Annotated in this window: 16 protein-coding genes; 8 read left to right on the plus strand and 8 right to left on the minus strand. The window is 47.1% G+C overall.

Annotated elements, in window-relative coordinates; translation table 11 throughout:
* Nucleotides 1-17 precede the first annotated feature (17 nt).
* A complete protein-coding gene (locus ICN23_RS02480) occupies nt 18-920 on the minus strand; it encodes a polyprenyl synthetase family protein (RefSeq protein WP_216230769.1) in 903 nt (300 codons plus the stop codon).
* Nucleotides 920-1,153 carry an exodeoxyribonuclease VII small subunit gene (gene xseB / locus ICN23_RS02485; RefSeq protein ID WP_216230770.1) on the minus strand — a complete coding sequence of 78 codons (234 nt, stop codon included), beginning with the start codon at nt 1,151-1,153 and terminating at the stop codon, nt 920-922. The genes ICN23_RS02480 and xseB overlap by 1 nt, the downstream gene beginning before the upstream one ends.
* Nucleotides 1,154-1,315: 162 nt before the next feature.
* Between xseB and ICN23_RS02490 the strand changes: the two genes are divergently transcribed.
* On the plus strand, nt 1,316-2,422 hold the full coding sequence (locus tag ICN23_RS02490) for an SRPBCC family protein (protein ID WP_216230771.1): 1,107 nt from the start codon (nt 1,316-1,318) through the stop codon (nt 2,420-2,422).
* A 57-nt stretch (nt 2,423-2,479) separates the two neighbouring features.
* Entirely contained in the window at nt 2,480-3,310 is an 831-nt protein-coding gene (locus ICN23_RS02495) for a sulfurtransferase (RefSeq protein WP_216230772.1), read from the plus strand.
* A 16-nt stretch (nt 3,311-3,326) separates the two neighbouring features.
* Here the strand turns inward: ICN23_RS02495 and ICN23_RS02500 are convergent, their stop codons facing one another.
* From ICN23_RS02500 to polA, 3 genes are read right to left on the minus strand one after another with little or no spacing between them, the layout of a single operon-like run.
* Nucleotides 3,327-4,100 (minus strand): ZIP family metal transporter, encoded by a 774-nt coding sequence (locus ICN23_RS02500; protein ID WP_216230773.1) that lies wholly within the window; start codon nt 4,098-4,100, stop codon nt 3,327-3,329.
* Between the two features lie 5 nt (nt 4,101-4,105).
* Nucleotides 4,106-4,981 carry a dienelactone hydrolase family protein gene (locus tag ICN23_RS02505; protein WP_216230774.1) on the minus strand — a complete coding sequence of 292 codons (876 nt, stop codon included), beginning with the start codon at nt 4,979-4,981 and terminating at the stop codon, nt 4,106-4,108.
* A gap of 36 nt (nt 4,982-5,017) precedes the next feature.
* The gene (gene polA / locus ICN23_RS02510; protein WP_216230775.1) at nt 5,018-7,843 is read right to left on the minus strand and encodes a DNA polymerase I; all 2,826 of its coding nucleotides are present in this window, start codon (nt 7,841-7,843) and stop codon (nt 5,018-5,020) included.
* A gap of 116 nt (nt 7,844-7,959) precedes the next feature.
* On the opposite strand from polA, the gene ICN23_RS02515 reads away from it, so the two are divergent.
* Genes ICN23_RS02515 through ICN23_RS02525 form a run of 3 tightly spaced genes read left to right on the plus strand, consistent with a single transcriptional unit; the run spans nt 7,960 to nt 10,117 of the window.
* A complete protein-coding gene (locus ICN23_RS02515; RefSeq protein ID WP_255532680.1) occupies nt 7,960-8,334 on the plus strand; it encodes a hypothetical protein in 375 nt (124 codons plus the stop codon).
* A gap of 32 nt (nt 8,335-8,366) precedes the next feature.
* Complete coding sequence (locus tag ICN23_RS02520; protein ID WP_216230777.1) at nt 8,367-9,341, plus strand: homoserine kinase; 975 nt, start codon at nt 8,367-8,369, stop codon at nt 9,339-9,341.
* On the plus strand, nt 9,338-10,117 hold the full coding sequence (locus tag ICN23_RS02525) for a BPSS1780 family membrane protein (RefSeq protein ID WP_216230778.1): 780 nt from the start codon (nt 9,338-9,340) through the stop codon (nt 10,115-10,117). Before ICN23_RS02520 ends, ICN23_RS02525 begins: the two co-directional genes overlap by 4 nt.
* Nucleotides 10,118-10,126: 9 nt before the next feature.
* Here the strand turns inward: ICN23_RS02525 and ICN23_RS02530 are convergent, their stop codons facing one another.
* Nucleotides 10,127-12,493, minus strand: coding sequence for a UvrD-helicase domain-containing protein (locus ICN23_RS02530; RefSeq protein ID WP_216230779.1), 2,367 nt, complete (start codon nt 12,491-12,493; stop codon nt 10,127-10,129).
* 24 nt (nt 12,494-12,517) lie between these two features.
* Here ICN23_RS02530 and ICN23_RS02535 point away from each other — a divergent pair, with 24 nt between their 5' ends.
* Nucleotides 12,518-15,409 carry a valine--tRNA ligase gene (locus ICN23_RS02535; RefSeq protein ID WP_216230780.1) on the plus strand — a complete coding sequence of 964 codons (2,892 nt, stop codon included), beginning with the start codon at nt 12,518-12,520 and terminating at the stop codon, nt 15,407-15,409.
* Between the two features lie 31 nt (nt 15,410-15,440).
* Nucleotides 15,441-16,325, plus strand: coding sequence for a UTP--glucose-1-phosphate uridylyltransferase GalU (gene galU / locus ICN23_RS02540; protein WP_216230781.1), 885 nt, complete (start codon nt 15,441-15,443; stop codon nt 16,323-16,325).
* A 64-nt stretch (nt 16,326-16,389) separates the two neighbouring features.
* Here galU and ICN23_RS02545 read toward each other — a convergent pair whose 3' ends face one another.
* Together ICN23_RS02545 and alaS are read right to left on the minus strand one after the other, a co-directional pair.
* Nucleotides 16,390-16,617 (minus strand): sulfurtransferase TusA family protein, encoded by a 228-nt coding sequence (locus ICN23_RS02545; RefSeq protein WP_216231882.1) that lies wholly within the window; start codon nt 16,615-16,617, stop codon nt 16,390-16,392.
* Nucleotides 16,618-16,631: 14 nt separating this feature from the next.
* On the minus strand, nt 16,632-19,256 hold the full coding sequence (gene alaS / locus ICN23_RS02550) for an alanine--tRNA ligase (protein WP_216230782.1): 2,625 nt from the start codon (nt 19,254-19,256) through the stop codon (nt 16,632-16,634).
* 122 nt (nt 19,257-19,378) lie between these two features.
* Here alaS and ICN23_RS02555 point away from each other — a divergent pair, with 122 nt between their 5' ends.
* Nucleotides 19,379-19,840, plus strand: a complete 462-nt coding sequence (locus ICN23_RS02555) for a tripartite tricarboxylate transporter TctB family protein (protein WP_216212359.1) — start codon at nt 19,379-19,381, stop codon at nt 19,838-19,840.
* Nucleotides 19,841-19,847 lie beyond the last annotated feature (7 nt).

The following is a 19,847-nucleotide window of genomic DNA, read 5'->3' on the forward strand; positions in this document are numbered from 1 at the left end:
TTTCTATTGTTTCTTTCTTACTTGCCGCGATTGACAACCAAGAGAGCCAAATCTTTTAATGCCTGCGCTGATGCGCCAAAACTATCTAAACTGGCGATAGCTACCTCTTGTAGCTCTTTAGCCTGCTTCTGCGCATAGTCTAAACCCATCAAGGTCACATAGGTGGGCTTATTGGCCGCAGCGTCTTTGCCAGCGGTCTTGCCCAATGTTTGACTATCCGCAGTGGCATCCAATACATCATCCACAATCTGAAACGCTAATCCCAGGGCTTTTGCATAACTGGCTAGATGAGCCATTTGCTCAGGACTGAGGTACGCACAAATACCCCCTAATTCCACTGCGCATGACAACAAAGCGCCCGTCTTCATGGCATGCATTTGCTTAAGACCTGGGAGGTCCAACTTTTTACCAACGCTCTCCAAATCAATTGCCTGACCACCAGCCATACCTCGTGATCCCGAGGCAGCAGCTAAAGCGGCAATCATTTTTAGGCGTACCTGCGCATCGCAGTTTGCATTAGCAAGGATTTCAAAAGCGCGGGTTTGCAATGCATCCCCAACCAATAATGCAGTTGCTTCGTCAAAAGCTTTATGAACCGTTGGACGACCACGACGCAAATCATCATCATCCATACAAGGTAAATCATCATGAACTAATGAGTAAGCATGAATAGATTCGATCGCAACAGCAGCTGCATCCAAAGACTCTGCGTGTGCGACATCCGTCTGATTTCCCAGTTGACCCGCCGCATAAACCAATAATGGTCGAATACGTTTGCCGCCACCTTGCGCCGCATAGCGCATTGCCTCATGCAAACGATGAGGAGTAGTATGAGCAGAATCAAGTAAGCAATCTAACGCCAACTCAGTTCGCTTAGAGTGCGAACTGACCCACTCCTGAAATTGAAAAGCAGTATTCATTAAGCCTCGAACACTCGCACCTGTTGCTCAACTTGAGCCAACATAGTTTGACAATGTTTTAGTAAAGCCGCGCCGCGTTGATAAGCAAGCAAGGTTTCTTCTAGAGAAAATTTTCCAGATTCCATGTCAGAAATGAGCTTTTCGAGCTCTTTTACTGCCTGCTCGTAGCGCAGATCTGGGTCAACTTGGACCTCTAGACCGGGTTTTTGACTCTCAGACTTCTTGGTTGCCATAAGCTCGTTTCCTTCGTATTTCCCACACGGATAGCCCTACATATTAAAGCGAGAAGCCCCTCAGATGGGTATAATCCACCCCTTCCTTTCCAATATCGATCCGTCGATGGTTGGATTGGTTATTCCGCTTAGCTTCGGCTGACGTTTTCGGGGGTGGGGAGAATGACTAATCTGGCTACCGCGCAGAAGCTTGCGCCGTCCAATCTACAACTGCCGGTTTCGGCATATTTTGACGCTGACTTGTATCAGCGGGAAATTGAACTGCTTTTCAAGCAGGGTCCTGGCTATGTTGGCCACGAACTCATGGTGCCTGAAGTTGGCTCCTATCAAACTTTAAGCGCAGAAAATGAGGGGCGCATCCTCGTTCGCAATGAAGCTGGCGTAGAACTACTTTCAAATGTTTGCCGTCATCGTCAAGCACTCATGCTTAATGGTCGCGGCAAAGCAGACAATATTGTTTGCCCCTTACATCGCTGGACCTATGATTTAAACGGTAACTTATTAGGCGCACCACACTTTGAAGATAAGCCTTGTTTAAATCTTGGCAAATCTCCTTTGCAAAATTGGCAAGGCTTACTGTTTGAGGGCCCACGCGATGTACGAGCTGATCTTGCCAAACTCGGTGTTGCTGACGATCTCAAATTTGATGGCTATGTGCTTGATCATATTGAAGTGCATGACTGCAAATACAACTGGAAAACTTTCATCGAGGTGTATCTCGAGGACTATCACGTTGTGCCATTTCATCCAGGCTTAGGCAAATTTGTTTCATGCGAAGATCTACATTGGGAGTTTGGCGATTGGCATAGCGTACAAACTGTTGGCATACACAAAGATCTTAAGACGCCAGGCTCGCCAACCTATCGCAATTGGCACGAGGCAGTACTACGTCAATTTGACGGCAAAGCCCCACGCCACGGCGCTATCTGGCTTACCTACTACCCTAATGTGATGGTGGAGTGGTATCCAGGAGTGTTATGTGTATCCACACTGCACCCCATGGGGCCAGGTAAAACTCGCAACATTGTGGAGTTCTACTATCCAGAAGAAATTGCACTGTTTGAGCGCGAATTTGTTGAAGCTGAACGTGCCGCCTATATGGAAACCTGCATCGAAGATGATGAAATTGGTGAGCGCATGGATCAAGGTCGCGCTGCACTGTATGCACGCGGCATTAATGAGGTGGGTCCATACCAAAGCCCAATGGAAGATGGCATGCAACACTTTCATGAATGGTATCGCCGCGTCATGAATTTTGAAGGCGCATAATCTAATCAGGTTTTATAGTTTTATCTAATACTCTCGCCACTAAAGATAGGAAGCATCATGACTCCTCTGATCTCAGCTAACCAGTTAGAAGAAATCATTAACAGTGGCGAGAATGTCTTGCTCTGTGATTGCCGTTTTGATTTAGTTGATCCTTTGATCGGCAAAAAATCGTACGAAGAAAGTCACATTCCAGGCGCAATCTATATCGATTTAGACAAAGATTTATCTGGCAATAAAACTGGTAGTAACGGACGCCACCCCCTTCCTAGTCCAGAAGCCTGGGCTCAAACCAAAACTCGTCTGGGCATCAGCCCAAACACACTAGTAGTTGCCTATGACAAACAAGGCTCCGTGTATGCAAGCCGCTTATGGTGGATGCTTAAAGCAACAGGGCACGCTAATGTTCGCGTACTAGATGGTGGCTTAGATGCCTGGAATGGCCCTATGGGATCGATTCCTAGAGCGCCCACTCCTTGCACCCAAGCGATCGCGCCCATGCCCTATGCGGGGCTGGTTTTAGTCGATGAGGTTGTCGCCAACCTGGAATCAAAGAAAAACAAAATCATTGATGCCAGAGGTGAGGATCGTTTCCGCGGTCAAAACGAAACACTAGATCCAGTTGGTGGGCATATCCCTGGCGCAATGAATCGTTTTTTTAAAAACAATCTCAATGCGACTGCATTTAAAGCCCCGGAACAATTGTTTAAAGAATTTTCAGAATGTATCGGCCCCATTAAAGCTTCTGAGGTGATTCACCAATGCGGATCTGGAGTAACTGCTTGCCATAATCTGCTAGCTATGGAACTTGCAGGATTTAAAGGTTCACGTCTATATGCGGGTAGCTGGAGCGAGTGGTGCTCTGACCCCAAAAGACCAGTTGAACTCTAGGCGTGTACTTTTTTCGTTAATGCAGCAGCGAGAGCAGGACAACAATTCCTACGCCGCAGGCAATCAAAATCGTCTGACGTAAAGATTCCGCCCAATGCGGACGTCTATGCATTTGAGGAATGAGATCGCTGACTGCAATATAAATAAAACTACTGGAAGCGATCACCAATAAATATGGCATTGCCGCGTGAGCTCTTTCCAAAAAGAAATAAGCCAGCACACCACCAACAACTGCGGATAAGCCGCAAATAAAGTTATAAAGTAAAGCGCGTGCTCGCGAGAACCCGGCATTGAGCAAAACGATGAAATCTCCAATCTCTTGTGGAATCTCATGGGCAATGATGGCGATAGCAGTAAAGATACCGACTTGATAATCCGCCATAAAAGCTGCGGCAATCAAGATGCCATCCACAAAATTATGAATACCATCGCCCACTAAGACCATCCAGCCACTACGACCAGCGTTTTCGGCATCATGGCCATGGTGGTGGTGGTGACCATCCCCTTCATGGTGATGATCATGACGCAATAACGCAATTTTCTCGAGCAGGAAAAATCCTAATAAGCCCGCTAGCAAAGTAGCGAAAAGTAGCTGAGGACTCACGCCCTCCATGCTAAAAGCTTCTGGTAATGAATGCAGTAAAGCGGTAGCCAATAAAATACCTACCGACAAGCTCACCATATTGTTGACCATCTTGGACAACATTGATAAAGAACAGCTAGCGGCTACCAAGACGCTAGCTGTTCCTGCTAAGGCAGTAACCAAGAGAATACTTTGTAAAACCGACATGCTAATTAAGCTACTCCGTTTTTCTTAAACCAAGCAAGGCACTTTTCCCAACCATCTTTTGCTGGACCTTCACGATAGGTAGCGCGATAGTCTGCATGAAAAGCGTGCGGAGCATCTGGATACACTTCAATCATTGATGCTTTGGCAGCGGGATTTTTTGGTGCTGCTTGTGCCAATGCGGCGCGCATTTGCTCAACACTCTCCAAGGAAATGCCAGTATCAGCACCGCCGTATAAACCAAGCACTGGCGCCTTTAAGTCGGCAGCAATGTCTACTGGATGACGTGGGCTGTTTTCCGTCTTCTCACCAATCACTCGACCATACCAGGCCACACCCGCACGCACCTGCGGCAAAGTAGCTGAGAGCCAAGTAATACGACCGCCCCAACAGAAGCCAGTCACGCCAACACGCTTAAGATCACCACCATTTTTACCCGCCCAAACTAATGCGGCCTGCAAGTCATTCAAAATCTGTGAGTCCGGAGTTTTAGCAACAATATTTTGCTGAATTTCCGCTACTGTTCCATAGGTATTAGGATCACCAGCGCGAGTAAAAAATTCTGGGGCAATTGCAAGATAGCCAAGTTTGGCAAAACGTCTTGTGACGTCAGCAATATACTCATGCACACCAAAAATCTCGCTCACCACGATCACGATAGGTAGAGCACCCTTTGCTTTTTCAGGACGAGATACATAGGCAGGCATTTGAAAGCTACCCACTGGAATCATCTGCTCGCCTACTTTAAGCCCCTTGAAATCAGTCTCAATGGCAGCTGCCATGACTGGCTCAGATGCCGCCACAAATCCTACGCCGATTGCAGTAGCTCCAATGGCTGATGTCTTCATAAAATTGCGTCGACTATTTTGAATTTCTTTACTCATTGTCTTGTCTCCTCGCTTGAATTTTTACTGCGGTTTTTAATGCGCCTCTTCCCAATTATCGCCAATCCCAATACTAACCACTAAAGGCACCTTTAGCTGAGCTACATGGCACATCAAATCCGGCAACTTGGCCTGTAGCAACTCAATCTCATCCAAAGGTACATCAAACACCAATTCATCATGTACCTGCAGCAACATTCTCGTTTTTAACTGCTCCTTTTCAAGCCAATCCTCAACAGCAATCATGGCTAACTTAATAAGGTCAGCGGCAGTGCCTTGCATTGGCGCGTTAATAGCGGCGCGTTCAGCACCTTGGCGACGGGGGCCATTGGAGCCCTTAATCTCAGGCAGCCAAAGACGGCGCCCAAAGACAGTTTCAACGTATCCATTCTCTCTAGCCTCGAGACGAGTACGTTCCATGTATTGAGCAACTCCAGGATAGCGATCAAAATATTTAGCAATATAGTTTTGCGCAGCTGAACGTTCAATACCTAAATTACCTGCCAAACCAAAAGCACTCATGCCATAAATCAGACCAAAGTTAATCACCTTGGCATAGCGACGTTGCTCAGAATTCACATCATCCAAAGCAACGCCAAAGATTTCTGCTGCAGTAGCTTGGTGCACATCCTTGCCATCTCTAAAAGCGGCTAAAAGATTTTCATCTTCAGCAATGTGCGCCATGATGCGTAACTCAATCTGAGAATAGTCAGCTGACAATAATTTGCAGCCTTTCGCAGGAATAAATGCTTCCCGAATACGTCTACCCTCTTCAGTGCGAACAGGAATGTTTTGCAGGTTTGGATCGCTTGAGGCTAAGCGGCCAGTAACGGCAGTTGCCTGAGAAAAATTGGTATGAACGCGCCCCGTCTTAGGATCAGCCATACGAGGCAACTTCTCAATATAAGTCGACATCAACTTTGCCAAACTACGATAGTCCAGGATGCGTGCAGGCAGAGGGTAATCCTCTGCGAGCTTCTGCAGAACTTCTTCGTCGGTTGATGGCGCGCCTGATGGAGTCTTTTTAATCACCGGCAGCTCAAGCTGTCCAAACAATATTTCTGCGATTTGTTTTGGTGACTGAATATTGAAAGGTTGGCCTGCCAACTTGTGGATTTCTCCCTCAAGCTCCAAAAGACGTTTACCCACCTGCTGGCCCTGCTTGGCAAGCAGCTCAGAGTCAATCCGAATGCCATTGCGCTCCATGATCCCCAGTACACGCATGGCAGGCATTTCTACCTTTTCATAAATGTAGAGCAGACCGGGGCTTTCCTGAATCTGGGGCCACAACTCTAAATGAAGGCGCAAGGTAATGTCGGCATCTTCAGCGGCGTAATCTGTTGCAATCTTCAAATCCACCTGATCAAAGCCAATTTGATGCACGCCCTTACCGCAAACCTCTTCATAGCGAATAGTTTTCATACCCAGATGACGCTCAGCCAAACTATCCATATTGTGAGGGAGATGGGACTCAAGCACATATGACTCTAGCAAGGTATCGTATGCAACCCCTTTTAACGTGATGCCGTAGTTTGCAAAGATATGTGCGTCGTACTTTAGGTTTTGCCCCACCTTTAAATGCGTCGCACTTTCTAGCCAAGGCTTCATGCGTGCCAGCACCCCATCACGATCAAGCTGTACTTCACCGTTACGATGCGCAACTGGAATGTAGCAAGCCTCGCCTGGCTTGACTGATAAAGAAATACCTACGAGTTCTGCTGCAAGCGCATCAAGACTAGTAGTTTCTGTATCCACCGCAGTCAATGCAGAAGATTCAATCTTTTTTAACCACTTCTCTAAACCCGCGTCATCGACAATGCACTCATAATGGCGCTCGATTGCATCTTGCGAGTCACGAGTTTCTTGTGACAAATCTTTGGTTGGTGCGCTCGCAATCACACGTGTCTTTTTTTCTTGCTCTGCTCCGTTTTCTACGGCGGAAATTGGGCTGCCTGCCAAATCAAAAGTCACTGTATCGCCCTTATTATCTGGGCTTGTAAGCTGCTTTTCTACATCACGCAACCAAGTCTTAAATGCGTAACGCTCAAATAATTCGCGCAGCAAAGGCGCGTCTTCAGACTTCGCATGTAAATCATCTAAGCCAGGTAAATGAGGAGATAAATCGCAATCGGTTTTTACGGTAATCAGTTGACGCGCTTGTGGCAACCAATCTAAAGAAGCGCGCAGATTTTCGCCAACAACGCCTTTCACCTGATCAGCGTTGGCCATCAAGTTATCGAGATTACCAAATTCTGACAACCATTTGTTTGCTGTTTTAGGACCAGCTTTAGGCACACCTGGTACGTTATCAACGGTATCGCCAATGATAGATAAATAATCAACGATCAATTCAGGAGGAACGCCAAACTTTTCTTTAACGCCATCAATATCCAACTTTTCATTCGTCATCGTATTGATCAGAGTGACAGAAGGATTTACCAATTGCGCTAAATCTTTATCTCCAGTGGAAATAATAGTTTCCCAGCCGGCTTGCGTCGCTTGACAAGCTAATGTACCAATTACGTCATCCGCCTCGACTCCGCTTACCATGAGTACGGGCCAACCTAATGCTTTGACCATGGCATGAATAGGCTCTATCTGCTTGACCAAGTCTTCCGGCATAGGTGAGCGATGGGCCTTGTACTCGGAGTACATTTCATCGCGAAAAGTTTTGCCCTTGGCATCAAAAACACAGGCTATATGGTCAGCCTTGAGCTCAGAACGGGCTCGGCGCATCATATTGACCATGCCATATATAGCCCCAGTAGGCTCTCCAGCCCCATTTCTGAGGTCTGGCATAGCATGGAAGGCGCGATAGAGGTAGCTAGAGCCGTCTACCAACAAGAGTCTATGTTTAGTCATACCGCAATCGTACAATCTAGTTGTGAAATGCCTACAGGTCTGGTTAAGGAACCGTCCGAGAGTAGGCTTAAAAAGGTGAAAAAATGCATTATTTAACGAACTTAGTGAGTCACTCCTTGAGCCAAACCATTGCAACTGCAGGCTTTTTGGTGGTTTTTGGAATTTTTAGCACCACTTCAGCTCTAGCTCAGAATAACAGCCAGGCACTAAGCCCATCAGAATTAAACCGCATCAACAATCAACCGCTTGCACCAACCGTTAGTCCAGCTGGCGCCCTCAATTCTCCTGAGCAACGCAAGCCCAACTTTGAGTACAGGGATACAAACGGCACCACCGTTACTGAATATAAAGATGTCAATGCCCCGACCCAAGTTGATGTCAAAACTCGCTTTACAAGCTATGAAATGGCCCCACCTACTTCAGTAATGCCTGGCCCACCAAAAGAAACGGATCTGATTAGCGTTCCAAGCATTAGCATCCCTCTTAAATAAAAATCATTTAGCTTAGTTAATTAATCTAGTTTATGGCCGTATTTACTCCAATCGCGCTTGAGGATATTTCTCAATGGATTGATCAAGATTTCGATATTGGCCAAGCCACTGAAATACGCGGTATTCATGGCGGTATTGAGAACTCAAATTTTTTCCTAGACACCACCAAAGATGGTAAGAAGCAAGAATATGTTTTAACCATCTTTGAGAGATTGTCAGCAGAGCAGCTTCCTTTTTACTTGGAGCTCATGCGCCACCTGGCAAACAAAAACGTCCCGGTTCCTAAGCCGATTGAAAACAATCAGGGCAACATCCTCTTTGCCTTAAAAGGTAAGCCAGCAGCCATTGTTACCAAGCTTCCAGGTCTTTCCAGACTGCAACCCGAAGCCAATCATTGCGCGCTAGTAGGTGAGATGTTGGCAAAGATGCATCTTGCTGGAAAAGATTTTCCAAAGAGCCAAGAAAATCTTCGTAGTCTTGCTTGGTGGCAAAAAACCATCCCTTCAGTACTGCCCCATTTAAATACTTCTCAAAAAGAATTGATTATTCATGAGCTCAAAACTCAAGAAGAATTCTTTTCTTCAGGCGCCTATGATGGTTTGCCACAAGGCGCCAGTCATTGCGACCTCTTTCGTGACAATGTTCTCTTTGATCCTAAGGGATCAAATGCATCTCAAGATCAATTGGGCGGCTTTTTTGATTTTTACTTTGCTGGCACTGATAAATGGTTATTTGATATTGCCGTCACCGCCAACGATTGGTGTCTTGCCGACAACAAACAAGATTTGGATCCTGCACGCTTAGATGCATTTATGAAGGCCTACCAATCTGTTCGCCCTCTGACTAAAGAAGAGCAAACGAGCTGGCCTCTCATGCTACGTGCAGCAGCATTACGCTTCTGGGTTTCTAGATTGTGGGATTTCTATTTACCTCGCGACGCTCAAATGCTGACACCACATGATCCCATGCACTTTGAACGCATTCTTTTAAGTCGTCGATCCCTATGAAACTAAATTATGTAGCTCCAAAAGAAGGCTATACCTGGATTAGACAGGGTATTTGGCTTTTCAAACAGAACCCTTTGGGATTCTTAATGCTCGTATTTATGTATGTATTCGCCGCTCAGCTGGCAGTCATCATCCCAGTCATTGGTGTGTTTGCAGTGTTACTGCTGACGCCGACCTTATCAGTAGGATTCATGACAGCTTGCCGCCAAGCCATTCAAAAAGAGCGCATTAAACCTTCGGTTTACATAGTCGCCTTAAAGTCAGGGCAAATGATTCGTAAAAGAATTTTGCAACTAGGCTTAGTGTATGCAGCCATGATTGTTTTACTGAGCTTTATCTTAAGCCTCTTAGTTGACTTTGAGCTGCTACTTCCACTGATGACTACTGATAAACCCATTACTCCAGAAGCACTCCGTCAGGTTTACTTAGTGCTCTTCTTTGGCGCGATGCTATATGTACCAGTGGCAATGCTAATGTGGTTTTCACCAGTGCTAGTTGCGTGGGAGGATATGTCAGTGCCTCAAGCCCTATTCTCAAGCGCCCTAGCGTGCTGGTCCAATAAAGCCGCATTCTTTTTGTACCTGTCGATTTGGAGCGCAATTCTGATTGCCATCCCATTAACTATTGGCATGATCTTTGATGCCATTAATTTGGGGCAAGTAGCCTCGTACATCATTGCGCCCATCTCTATGGCGGGACTCACCATGATGCACTGCTCTTTTTATGCGACCTGGAAAGCTTGCTTCACTGACAATGAAGTCGTGATGCCTGTTTAACTAAATTCTTTAGTCAATCGCAGCAAGCTTCGCAATACTCAACTGTAGCCATTTAATGCCGTGACGCTTGAAATTCACTTGCGCTCTTGCATCAGCATCAACACCTTCTAAGCCCGTAACACGCCCCTCACCAAACTTAGTGTGGAACACATTTTGTCCGATAGTGAATGGGTAATTTCCACGCGGAGGTGAGGCTAATCTTTTCACTTCCATTGAAGCAGAGCCAACACGCTTAGCAGGTCTCTGACGTTCAGACCCAGAATCAAAGAAGTCATTGGATTCGTATTCGCGCTGACGGGTATATCCATCTTGCCAAGTAGATCCAGTTCTGGAATTGCCTCCACCCCAGCGAGCGTCTCTTGCCTTAGGGGTGAGCCACTTCAATGAATCAGAAGGAAGCTCTTCAAGGAAGCGAGAAGGCATGTTGTAGCGAACCTGCCCATGCAACATACGTGATTGGGTATGTGACAAGTACAGACGCTCTTTGGCACGGGTAATTGCCACATACATCAAGCGACGCTCTTCCTCTAAGCCATTTTGTTCGTTTACGCTGTTCTCGTGGGGAAATAAACCCTCTTCTAGGCCGGTAATAAAGACAGAGGTGAACTCTAAGCCTTTAGCTGAATGCACAGTCATCAGCTGGACTGCATCCTGACCTGCTTGAGCCTGGTTATCCCCAGCCTCTAATGAGGCATGGGATAGGAACGCAGCCAGTGGAGAGACCTCCACAACGCCAGGAGCATTCTCACCTGGCAACATTGCAGCAGCCGCATCTTGGCCATAGCCTTCTTCGGCAATAAATGCCGTTGCTGCATTGATCAATTCCTGCAAGTTTTCTACACGGTCTTGGCCTTCGCGCTCTGAAAGGTAGTGCTGAATCAAGCCGCTATGCTGAATCACAAATTCAACAGTTTCTGGCAGGGTATTGTGACGCGTTGCTTCACGCATGTGATCCACTAAGCGTACAAAACCACCAAGCGCTGCACCCGCCTTACCTTCTAGAGAGGAGGCTGCTAAGTACAAGGAGCATTGCTGTGCTCTGGCAGCATCTTGTAAGGCCTCAATTGAGCGCGCACCAATTCCACGGGTTGGGAAATTCACCACTCGTGAGAAAGAGGTATCGTCATTTGGATTCTCAAGCAAACGGAGATAGGCAAGCGCATGTTTAATTTCAGCACGCTCGAAGAAGCGTAAACCACCGTACACACGATACGGAATACCTGCAGAAAATAAAGCGTGCTCAATGATGCGTGACTGAGCGTTACTACGATAGAGCAAAGCTACTTCAGTACGTTTAATGCCGCTATTTACTAAAGTCTTGATCTCATCTACCAACCAAGCAGCCTCGGCATGATCGCTAGGGGCCTCATAAATTCGGACCGGCTCGCCATGACCAGCATCGGTGCGTAGGTTTTTGCCAAGACGCTCTGAGTTATTGGCAATTAGATGGTTTGCAGTGTCCAGAATATGGCCGTGTGATCGATAGTTCTGCTCAAGTTTCACCATTAGTGGGTGATATTGCTTTTCATAAAGACGCATGTTTTCCACATCTGCGCCGCGGAAAGCATAAATACTTTGATCATCATCACCTACAGCAAATACGGAGCTGCTGCCCATACCACTGACATTGATACGGCTAGCATCATGACCTGACAATAATTTAAGCCATGCATATTGCAAGGCATTGGTATCTTGGAACTCATCAATCAGAATATGACGGAAGCGCTCTTGGTAATGCGTACGAATAGCTTCACTATGTTTAAGCAATTCATAACTACGTAGTAGGAGTTCAGCAAAATCAACGACGCCTTCGCGTTGACATTGCTCATCATAAGCAGCATAGAGTTGCGCCATCTTGGCTTGAAAGTCATCCCCCACCGATAAATCTTTTGCACGTTGACCGCGCTCTTTGGCATGAGCAATAAAGTATTGCAATTGCTTTGCAGGATATTTTTCATCATCAACCTTTAGGCCCTTTAAAAGGCGCTTAATTGCCGAGAGTTGATCTTGGGTATCTAGAATCTGAAAAGTGGATGGTAAGCCTGCTTCTTTATGATGCGCCCTTAATAATCGGTTACACAGGCCATGAAAGGTGCCAATCCACATCCCGCGAGTATTAATAGGCAACATGGCGCTAAGACGCAGCAGCATCTCTTTAGCAGCCTTATTGGTAAAGGTCACCGCTAAGACGCCAATAGGGGATACCTGGCCAGTCTGTATCAACCAGGCTATACGGGTGGTGAGTACGCGGGTCTTACCGCTCCCTGCCCCAGCCAAAATCAAGGCAGATTGGGCTTGGCCATTTTCATTTACGGGCGGGAGGGTCACTGCCTCGCGCTGTTCTGGATTGAGGTTCGCGAGCAAGTCTGAGTACATCAGCCCAATTATAATTTGCCTCTTATGCCAAACGCCTCAAATACCCCTAATTCACCAGCGGCCAGCTCTGCGGACGAGCTCGCTAAATCCTATGAACCCGCCCCGATAGAGGCCTACTGGGGTCCAGAGTGGGAGCGTCGCGGTATTGCCGATGCCACGATGGATGAGGGTAAGGGTGATTTCTCCATTCAACTCCCCCCACCAAATGTCACAGGTACCCTGCACATGGGTCATGCCTTTAACCAAACCATCATGGATGGCCTGGTGCGCCATGCTCGAATGTCTGGCAAAAATACCCTCTGGGTGCCTGGCACCGACCACGCTGGCATTGCTACTCAAATTGTTGTTGAACGCCAACTCGACGCCCAAAAAGTATCTCGTCATGATTTAGGCCGTGAGAAATTTTTAGAAAAAGTATGGGAGTGGAAAGAAACTTCTGGCAATACGATTACTAGACAAATTCGTCGTCTCGGGGCGTCGATTGATTGGGGTAAAGAATATTTCACGATGGACAGCAAAATGTCCAAGGCAGTAGTTGAAGTATTTGTCCGCCTACACGAACAAGGCTTGATTTATCGCGGCAAACGTTTGGTGAACTGGGATCCAGTTTTAGGCACCGCAGTTTCCGATCTGGAAGTGGTGAGCGAAGAAGAAGATGGCTCAATGTGGCATATCCGCTACCCATTGACCGACGGCTCAGGCCATCTCACTGTTGCTACCACTCGCCCTGAAACCTTGCTGGGCGACGTTGCCGTCATGGTGAACCCAGAAGACGAGCGTTATAAACACCTCATTGGCAAGTCCGTTAACCTGCCATTGTGTGATCGTGAAATTCCGATCATTGCAGATGACTATGTTGATTTGAACTTTGGCACTGGCGTTGTAAAGGTGACTCCTGCGCATGACTTTAATGACTATGCAGTAGGTCAACGTCATCAACTACCAATGATTAACATCCTCACATTGGATGCCAAGATTAATGAGAATGCTCCTGCTGCCTATCAAGGCATGGAACGTTTTGCAGCACGCAAACAAGTAGTTGCTGATTTGGAGTCTGCTGGCTTATTAGAAAAAGTGCAGCCGCATAAGTTGATGGTGCCACGTGGTGACCGCACCCAAACCATCATTGAGCCAATGTTGACTGACCAATGGTTTGTGGCAATGTCCAAACCAAGTCCAGACAATAAATATCAACCAGGCTCATCAATCGCTGGCGCTGCTTTAGATGCTGTAACTAAGGGCGACATCAAACTTGTGCCAGAAAATTGGATTAATACCTATACCCAGTGGTTAGCTAATATTCAAGACTGGTGTATCTCTCGTCAACTCTGGTGGGGCCATCAAATCCCCGCTTGGTATGGCGATGACGGGCAGATTTTTGTAGGACGTTCTGAGGAAGAGGCTAAGGCTAAGGCTGCAGCAGCGGGCTACACCGGCAAACTCAGCCGCGATCCCGATGTTCTGGATACCTGGTTTAGCTCTGCGCTTGTGCCATTTAGCTCTTTAGGCTGGCCCGATGAAACACCTGCTTTAAATCACTTCCTACCTTCATCTGTCCTGGTTACCGGCTTTGACATCATCTTCTTCTGGGTGGCGCGCATGGTCATGATGACCTGCCACTTCACCGGAAAGGTACCGTTCCATACCGTCTATGTTCATGGCTTGGTTCGTGATGCTGAAGGTCAGAAAATGAGTAAGTCCAAAGGCAATACTTTGGATCCAATTGATTTGATTGACGGTATTCAGATTGAAGAGTTGGTAGGCAAGAGAACTACCGGACTCATGAATCCTAAGCAAGCTGAGAGCATCAGCAAGAAGACTAAGAAAGAATTTCCGGATGGTATTCCGGCATTTGGTACAGACGCCTTACGCTTTACATTTGCTTCTTTAGCCTCGCTGGGTCGAAATATCAACTTCGATCAAAAGCGTTGCGAAGGCTATCGCAATTTCTGCAACAAACTTTGGAATGCCACGCGCTTTGTTCTCATGAACTGCTCCGGCAATGATGAGGACAACGGTCTAGCGCCTTGTGACAACCAATGCGGCCCAGAGGGGTATCTAGATTTTTCAGCCGCCGATAAATGGATTGTTTCCCAACTCCAAAGAACTGAGGCCGATGTAGCCAAGGGCTTTGAAAACTATCGCTTTGACAATATTGCGAGCAGCATTTACCAATTCGTATGGGATGAGTACTGCGATTGGTACTTGGAACTCGCCAAGGTGCAGCTACAAACGGGTACGCCCGCTCAGCAGCGCGCTACGCGTCGCACCCTATTGCGCGTTCTGGAAACGATCTTGCGCATGGCGCATCCATTGATCCCATTTATCACCGAGACACTTTGGCAAACCGTTGGGCCGAAGTCCGGTAAAGAATTGGCCAAGCAAGCTAAGCAGACCATTGCACTCCAGCCTTACCCCGTTTCTCAACCAGAAAAGATTGATGAGCAAAGCGAAGCTTGGGTAGCGCAGGTTAAAGCGATTGTGGATGCGTGTCGAAATCTTCGTGGCGAGATGCAAGTTCCACCAGGTCAAAAAGTGCCGCTTTGGATATATGGACCACAAGCATTCCTAGAAAAAGCCACGCCTTATTTAACAGCGCTAGCAAAGTTAGCTGAAGTCAAAATCTACAGCGATGAATCCGCCTTAGAAAAAGACGCTCCAGGAGCGCCTATTGCGCTAGTTGGTGATATTAAGCTCTTGCTAAAGATTGAAGTAGATGTTGCCGCTGAGCGCACTCGCCTTGGCAAAGAGATTGAGCGCTTAGCCAATGAGATTAATAAAGCCAAGGGCAAACTAAGCAATGAAAGCTTTGTCGCTCGCGCACCAGCTGACGTGGTTGCTCAGGAAAAGCAACGTCTTGCTGGTTTTGAACAAAATCACGAGAAACTTGTAGCACAATTAGAGCGTCTGAAATAATCAGCAGCCAAATAAAGCGATTGGAAGCCATATGCCGTTAAGCACCAAAGCCGTCACCAAAGCAGTCTTTCCTGTTGCGGGCTTGGGTACCCGATTTTTACCAGCAACGAAAGCTAGCCCGAAAGAAATGTTGAATGTGGTGGATAAGCCCCTCATTCAATATGCCGTGGAAGAGGCAATTGCTGCCGGCATTACTGAAATGATTTTCGTGACTGGTCGCAGCAAACGTGCCATTGAAGATCACTTTGACAAAGCATATGAGCTCGAAGCTGAATTAGAGGCTAAAAATAAGCAGGCTCTTCTCGATATCGTTCGTAGTGTTAAGCCTAGCCACGTAGATTGCGTATATGTTCGCCAACCTGAAGCGCTTGGATTAGGTCATGCGGTTTTGTGTGCAGAGAAGTTGGTGCGTGATGAGCCATTTGCCATCATCTTGGCGGACGACTTGTTAGATGGTCAACCTCCGGTTCTCAAGCAAATGCTAAAAGTTTTTGAAGAGCAAAATGGATCTGTAGTAGCGGTTGAAAAGATTGATCCTGCCAAGAGCAGCTCTTATGGAATCGTTTCTGGCGCCGAAGTCGCCAAAGGCATCTATCGCCTGAACGGCATTGTGGAAAAGCCACAACCAAAGGACGCGCCTTCTAATTTGGCAGTAGTAGGACGTTATGTTCTCTCATCCGATATCTTTACTCATATTCGCAATCTCAAGCCTGGTGCAGGTGGAGAGATTCAGCTGACCGATGCGATTGCCTCTTTACTCAAAGAAGAGCCAGTATTTGCTTATGAATACGATGGCGTACGCTATGACTGCGGCAGCAAGCTGGGCTACCTCAAAGCATCTGTCGAGTTTGCCCTGCGCCACCCCGAAGTCTCTGCTGACTTTGCTGCTTACCTTAAGAGCCGTTCATTGACTTAAATTTTTATTGGCGGAATAAAAAAGGCAGAGATCTCTCTGCCTTTTTTATTGTGATTGAAAGCTACTACCTGCGCTTCATGAAAAATACCAATACATCGCCCTCAGTAGTGCTGGCAATTAGCTCGTTTCCAGTTTGTTTAGCAAAAGCCGGAAAGTCGTGAGCAGCACCAGCATCGGTTGCCTTGATCTTTAAGACTTCACCAGACTGCATGGTTGCCAAAGCTTTCTTGGTGCGCAGGATAGGCAATGGACAGTTCATGCCAATGGCATCTACTTCTGCATTAAAGGCAATGTTCACTGATTCATTCATTTACTTGCTACCCAATCTTTAACGCCTGCCAAAGCAGCGCCTAACTTACTTGGATCAGTGCCGCCGGCCATTGCCATTTCTGGTTTGCCGCCACCTTTACCACCCACTTGCTGCGCAACGAAGTTCACGAGATCACCTGCCTTCACTTTGCCAATCGAGTCAGCGGTTACGCCAGCAATCAAGCTCACTTTACCCCCTTGAACTGATGCCAACACAATGGCGGCAGTCTTGAGCTTAGCTTTGAGAGCATCCATAGTTTCACGAAGCACACCCGCATCTGCGCCATCCAGACGAGCAGCAAGCACTTTGATGCCATTGACGTCAATTGCTTGTCCAGCCAACTCATCACCCTGGCTTGCGGCTAGTTTGGAGTTCACTTTTTCTAACTCACGCTCAGCTTGGCGCAGGCTTTCTTGGAGCTGTGCCACACGATTCACTAAATCACCCGGATGGGTTTTCAGAATCGCTGCAGCTTCATTAATTTTGTCTTCCAAGCCTTGCAAGAACTGCAATGCATTATTACCAGTCACTGCCTCAACGCGACGAATGCCAGCAGCAACACCGCCTTCAGAAACAATCTTTAAGCTACCAATATCTCCGGTACGTGATACGTGCGTGCCACCACAGAGCTCTTTAGAAGAGCCGATCTCGAGCACGCGCACCTCATCACCGTACTTCTCCCCAAAGAGCATCATGGCGCCTGTCTTTTGCGCATCATCCAAAGACATAACCTTGCCTGAAGTTGCTGTATTTTCCAAAATCTCTTGGTTAACAATATCTTCAATGCGGCGGATTTGCTCCGCAGTTATCGGTGCGTTGTGCGTAAAGTCAAAACGGGTCTTATTGGCATCCACTAAAGAACCTTTTTGCTGAACATGATCGCCCAATACTTCACGCAATGCTTTATGCAAGATATGCGTCGCGCTGTGATTGCGCATCGTATCGGTTCTTTGTTGGGTATCCACGATTGCATTGAGTACATCACCCACTTTGAGCTCGCCCTCAAGTACTTCGCCCTGATGACCAAATACATCCGCTTGAATCTTGAAAGTATCCTCTACGGCAAAACGGATACTTTCATTACGGAGTTCGCCTTTGTCGCCAACCTGACCACCAGATTCTGCGTAAAAAGGAGTGTTATCTAAAACAATCACGGCCGCATCACCCGCTTTAACGGATGACACTGCTGAACCATCCACATAAAGGGCAGTCACTTGAGCACCCTCATGTTTTAAGGTGTCGTAGCCATGAAACTGGGTAGGTGTACCCTTGTAATCTAAGCCTTGGGCCACTTTGAACTTACCAGCTGCCCTAGCTTGATCGCGTTGCTTTTGCATCGCTACTTCAAAGCCCTCGCCATCCACTGTCACGCCACGCTCACGACAAACGTCAGCCGTTAAATCCAACGGGAAGCCAAAAGTGTCATGCAAGCGGAATGCAGTTTCACCATCAACTACTTTTGCACCGCCAGCTAGAGCACCATCCAAAATTTCCATGCCGTTAGCAATCGTTTGGAAGAAGCGCTCCTCTTCTTGCTTGATAACTTCACTGACTTTATCTTGCGCAGCACGCAACTCTGGATAGGCATCACCCATCTCTTTAACAAGCGCTGGAACCAACTGATAGAAAAATGGTTTACGAGCACCGAGTTTATAACCGTGACGAATTGCACGACGCGCGATACGACGCAGAACATACCCACGCCCAGCATTACCCGGAATCACGCCATCCACTACGATGAAGCTACATGCGCGAATATGGTCAGCGATTACTTTAAGTGAGGGACTGTTCGCATCACAATTTTCACCCCCAGCAGCGTCTACAGCTTCCTTAGAAGCCTTGAGTAGATTGACGAAGAGGTCGATTTCATAATTGGAGTGAACATGCTGCAAGACTGCCGCAATACGCTCAAGACCCATGCCCGTATCAACACTTGGCTTAGGCAGCGGATGCATCACGCCTGCTTCATCTCGGTTGAACTGCATGAACACGTTATTCCAAATTTCGATATAACGATCACCATCTTCATCTGGGCTTCCAGGAGGGCCGCCAGCAATATGATCGCCATGATCGTAAAAAATTTCAGTACAAGGTCCACATGGGCCTGTATCACCCATCATCCAAAAATTGTCTGATGCGTAACGCCCACCCTTGTTGTCACCAATGCGAATGATGCGATCGACTGGAATGCCAATCTGCTTATTCCAAATCTCAAAAGCTTCATCGTCTTCTGCGTAGACGGTAACCAAGAGTTTTTCTTTGGGCAATTTAAAAGTCTGAGTCAATAAGTCCCAGGCAAATTGAATGGCTTCCTTCTTGAAATAGTCCCCAAAAGAGAAATTTCCGAGCATTTCAAAAAAGGTGTGATGGCGGGCGGTATAGCCCACGTTATCTAAGTCATTGTGTTTTCCACCTGCCCGGATGCACTTTTGGGCAGTCGTGGCACGGTTATAGGGGCGCTTATCAAAACCTAAAAACACGTCCTTAAACTGGTTCATACCTGCATTGGTAAATAGCAGGGTTGGATCATCCCCCGGAACTACCGGGCTGGACGGGACGATTTGGTGGCCTTTTTGGGCGAAGAAATCCAGGTAAGCCTGGCGAATTTGGGAGACTTTCATGCCGATAATTATCGCATTGGCACTAGCCTAGGGCAAACGCTAGGTAAGAAGCCCCAAACCTGCCTTACAATCCCACAACATCAATAAAAATCGGCAGTTAAGTCGACAACAAGGAGAGCAACTTGAAAATTCGCAATCAACGGGATTTTGGGGCCGGGATCATGTATATGGTCATTGGCCTCTTCTTCGCCATCATGGCCACAAACTACCCAATGGGAACTGCTGCCAAAATGGGTCCAGGCTATTTCCCGTTCTATTTAGGCATCTTAATGTTCCTATTAGGCCTTTTAGTGGCAGTTAAGGCCTTTGGTGCCAAAGCAGCGATTGAATCCATCCCTAAATTTAATTGGCGCATCATGGCGCAAATTACTGGCGCAGTAGTGCTTTATGGCTTATTGCTTCCACGCATGGGATTCTTGGTTGCCATAGTCGTATTGGTTTTTGTTGCCGCTAGCGCCAGCAGAGAATTTACCTGGAAAGGTACTGCTATTAATGCAGCCTTCTTAGTGACATTTACTTATTCAGTTTTTGTGTTGGGCCTGAAACTTCAGTTCCCACTCCTGCCTGTATTCCTACAACAATAACGAACCG

The organism is Polynucleobacter sp. MWH-Jannik1A5, assembly GCF_018881795.1.
GTDB lineage: Bacteria > Pseudomonadota > Gammaproteobacteria > Burkholderiales > Burkholderiaceae > Polynucleobacter.

Bases quoted from the DNA above. Each gene is read 5' to 3' on its own strand.
- ICN23_RS02535 (WP_216230780.1), top strand. From the start codon at position 12,518: ATGCCAAACGCCTCAAATACCCCTAATTCACCAGCGGCCAGCTCTGCG.
- polA (WP_216230775.1), bottom strand. From the start codon at position 7,843: ATGACTAAACATAGACTCTTGTTGGTAGACGGCTCTAGCTACCTCTAT.
- xseB (WP_216230770.1), bottom strand. From the start codon at position 1,153: ATGGCAACCAAGAAGTCTGAGAGTCAAAAACCCGGTCTAGAGGTCCAA.
- ICN23_RS02480 (WP_216230769.1), bottom strand. From the start codon at position 920: ATGAATACTGCTTTTCAATTTCAGGAGTGGGTCAGTTCGCACTCTAAG.
- ICN23_RS02500 (WP_216230773.1), bottom strand. From the start codon at position 4,100: ATGTCGGTTTTACAAAGTATTCTCTTGGTTACTGCCTTAGCAGGAACA.
- ICN23_RS02530 (WP_216230779.1), bottom strand. From the start codon at position 12,493: ATGTACTCAGACTTGCTCGCGAACCTCAATCCAGAACAGCGCGAGGCA.
- ICN23_RS02490 (WP_216230771.1), top strand. From the start codon at position 1,316: ATGACTAATCTGGCTACCGCGCAGAAGCTTGCGCCGTCCAATCTACAA.
- ICN23_RS02495 (WP_216230772.1), top strand. From the start codon at position 2,480: ATGACTCCTCTGATCTCAGCTAACCAGTTAGAAGAAATCATTAACAGT.
- ICN23_RS02525 (WP_216230778.1), top strand. From the start codon at position 9,338: ATGAAACTAAATTATGTAGCTCCAAAAGAAGGCTATACCTGGATTAGA.
- galU (WP_216230781.1), top strand. From the start codon at position 15,441: ATGCCGTTAAGCACCAAAGCCGTCACCAAAGCAGTCTTTCCTGTTGCG.
- alaS (WP_216230782.1), bottom strand. From the start codon at position 19,256: ATGAAAGTCTCCCAAATTCGCCAGGCTTACCTGGATTTCTTCGCCCAA.
- ICN23_RS02505 (WP_216230774.1), bottom strand. From the start codon at position 4,981: ATGAGTAAAGAAATTCAAAATAGTCGACGCAATTTTATGAAGACATCA.
- ICN23_RS02520 (WP_216230777.1), top strand. From the start codon at position 8,367: ATGGCCGTATTTACTCCAATCGCGCTTGAGGATATTTCTCAATGGATT.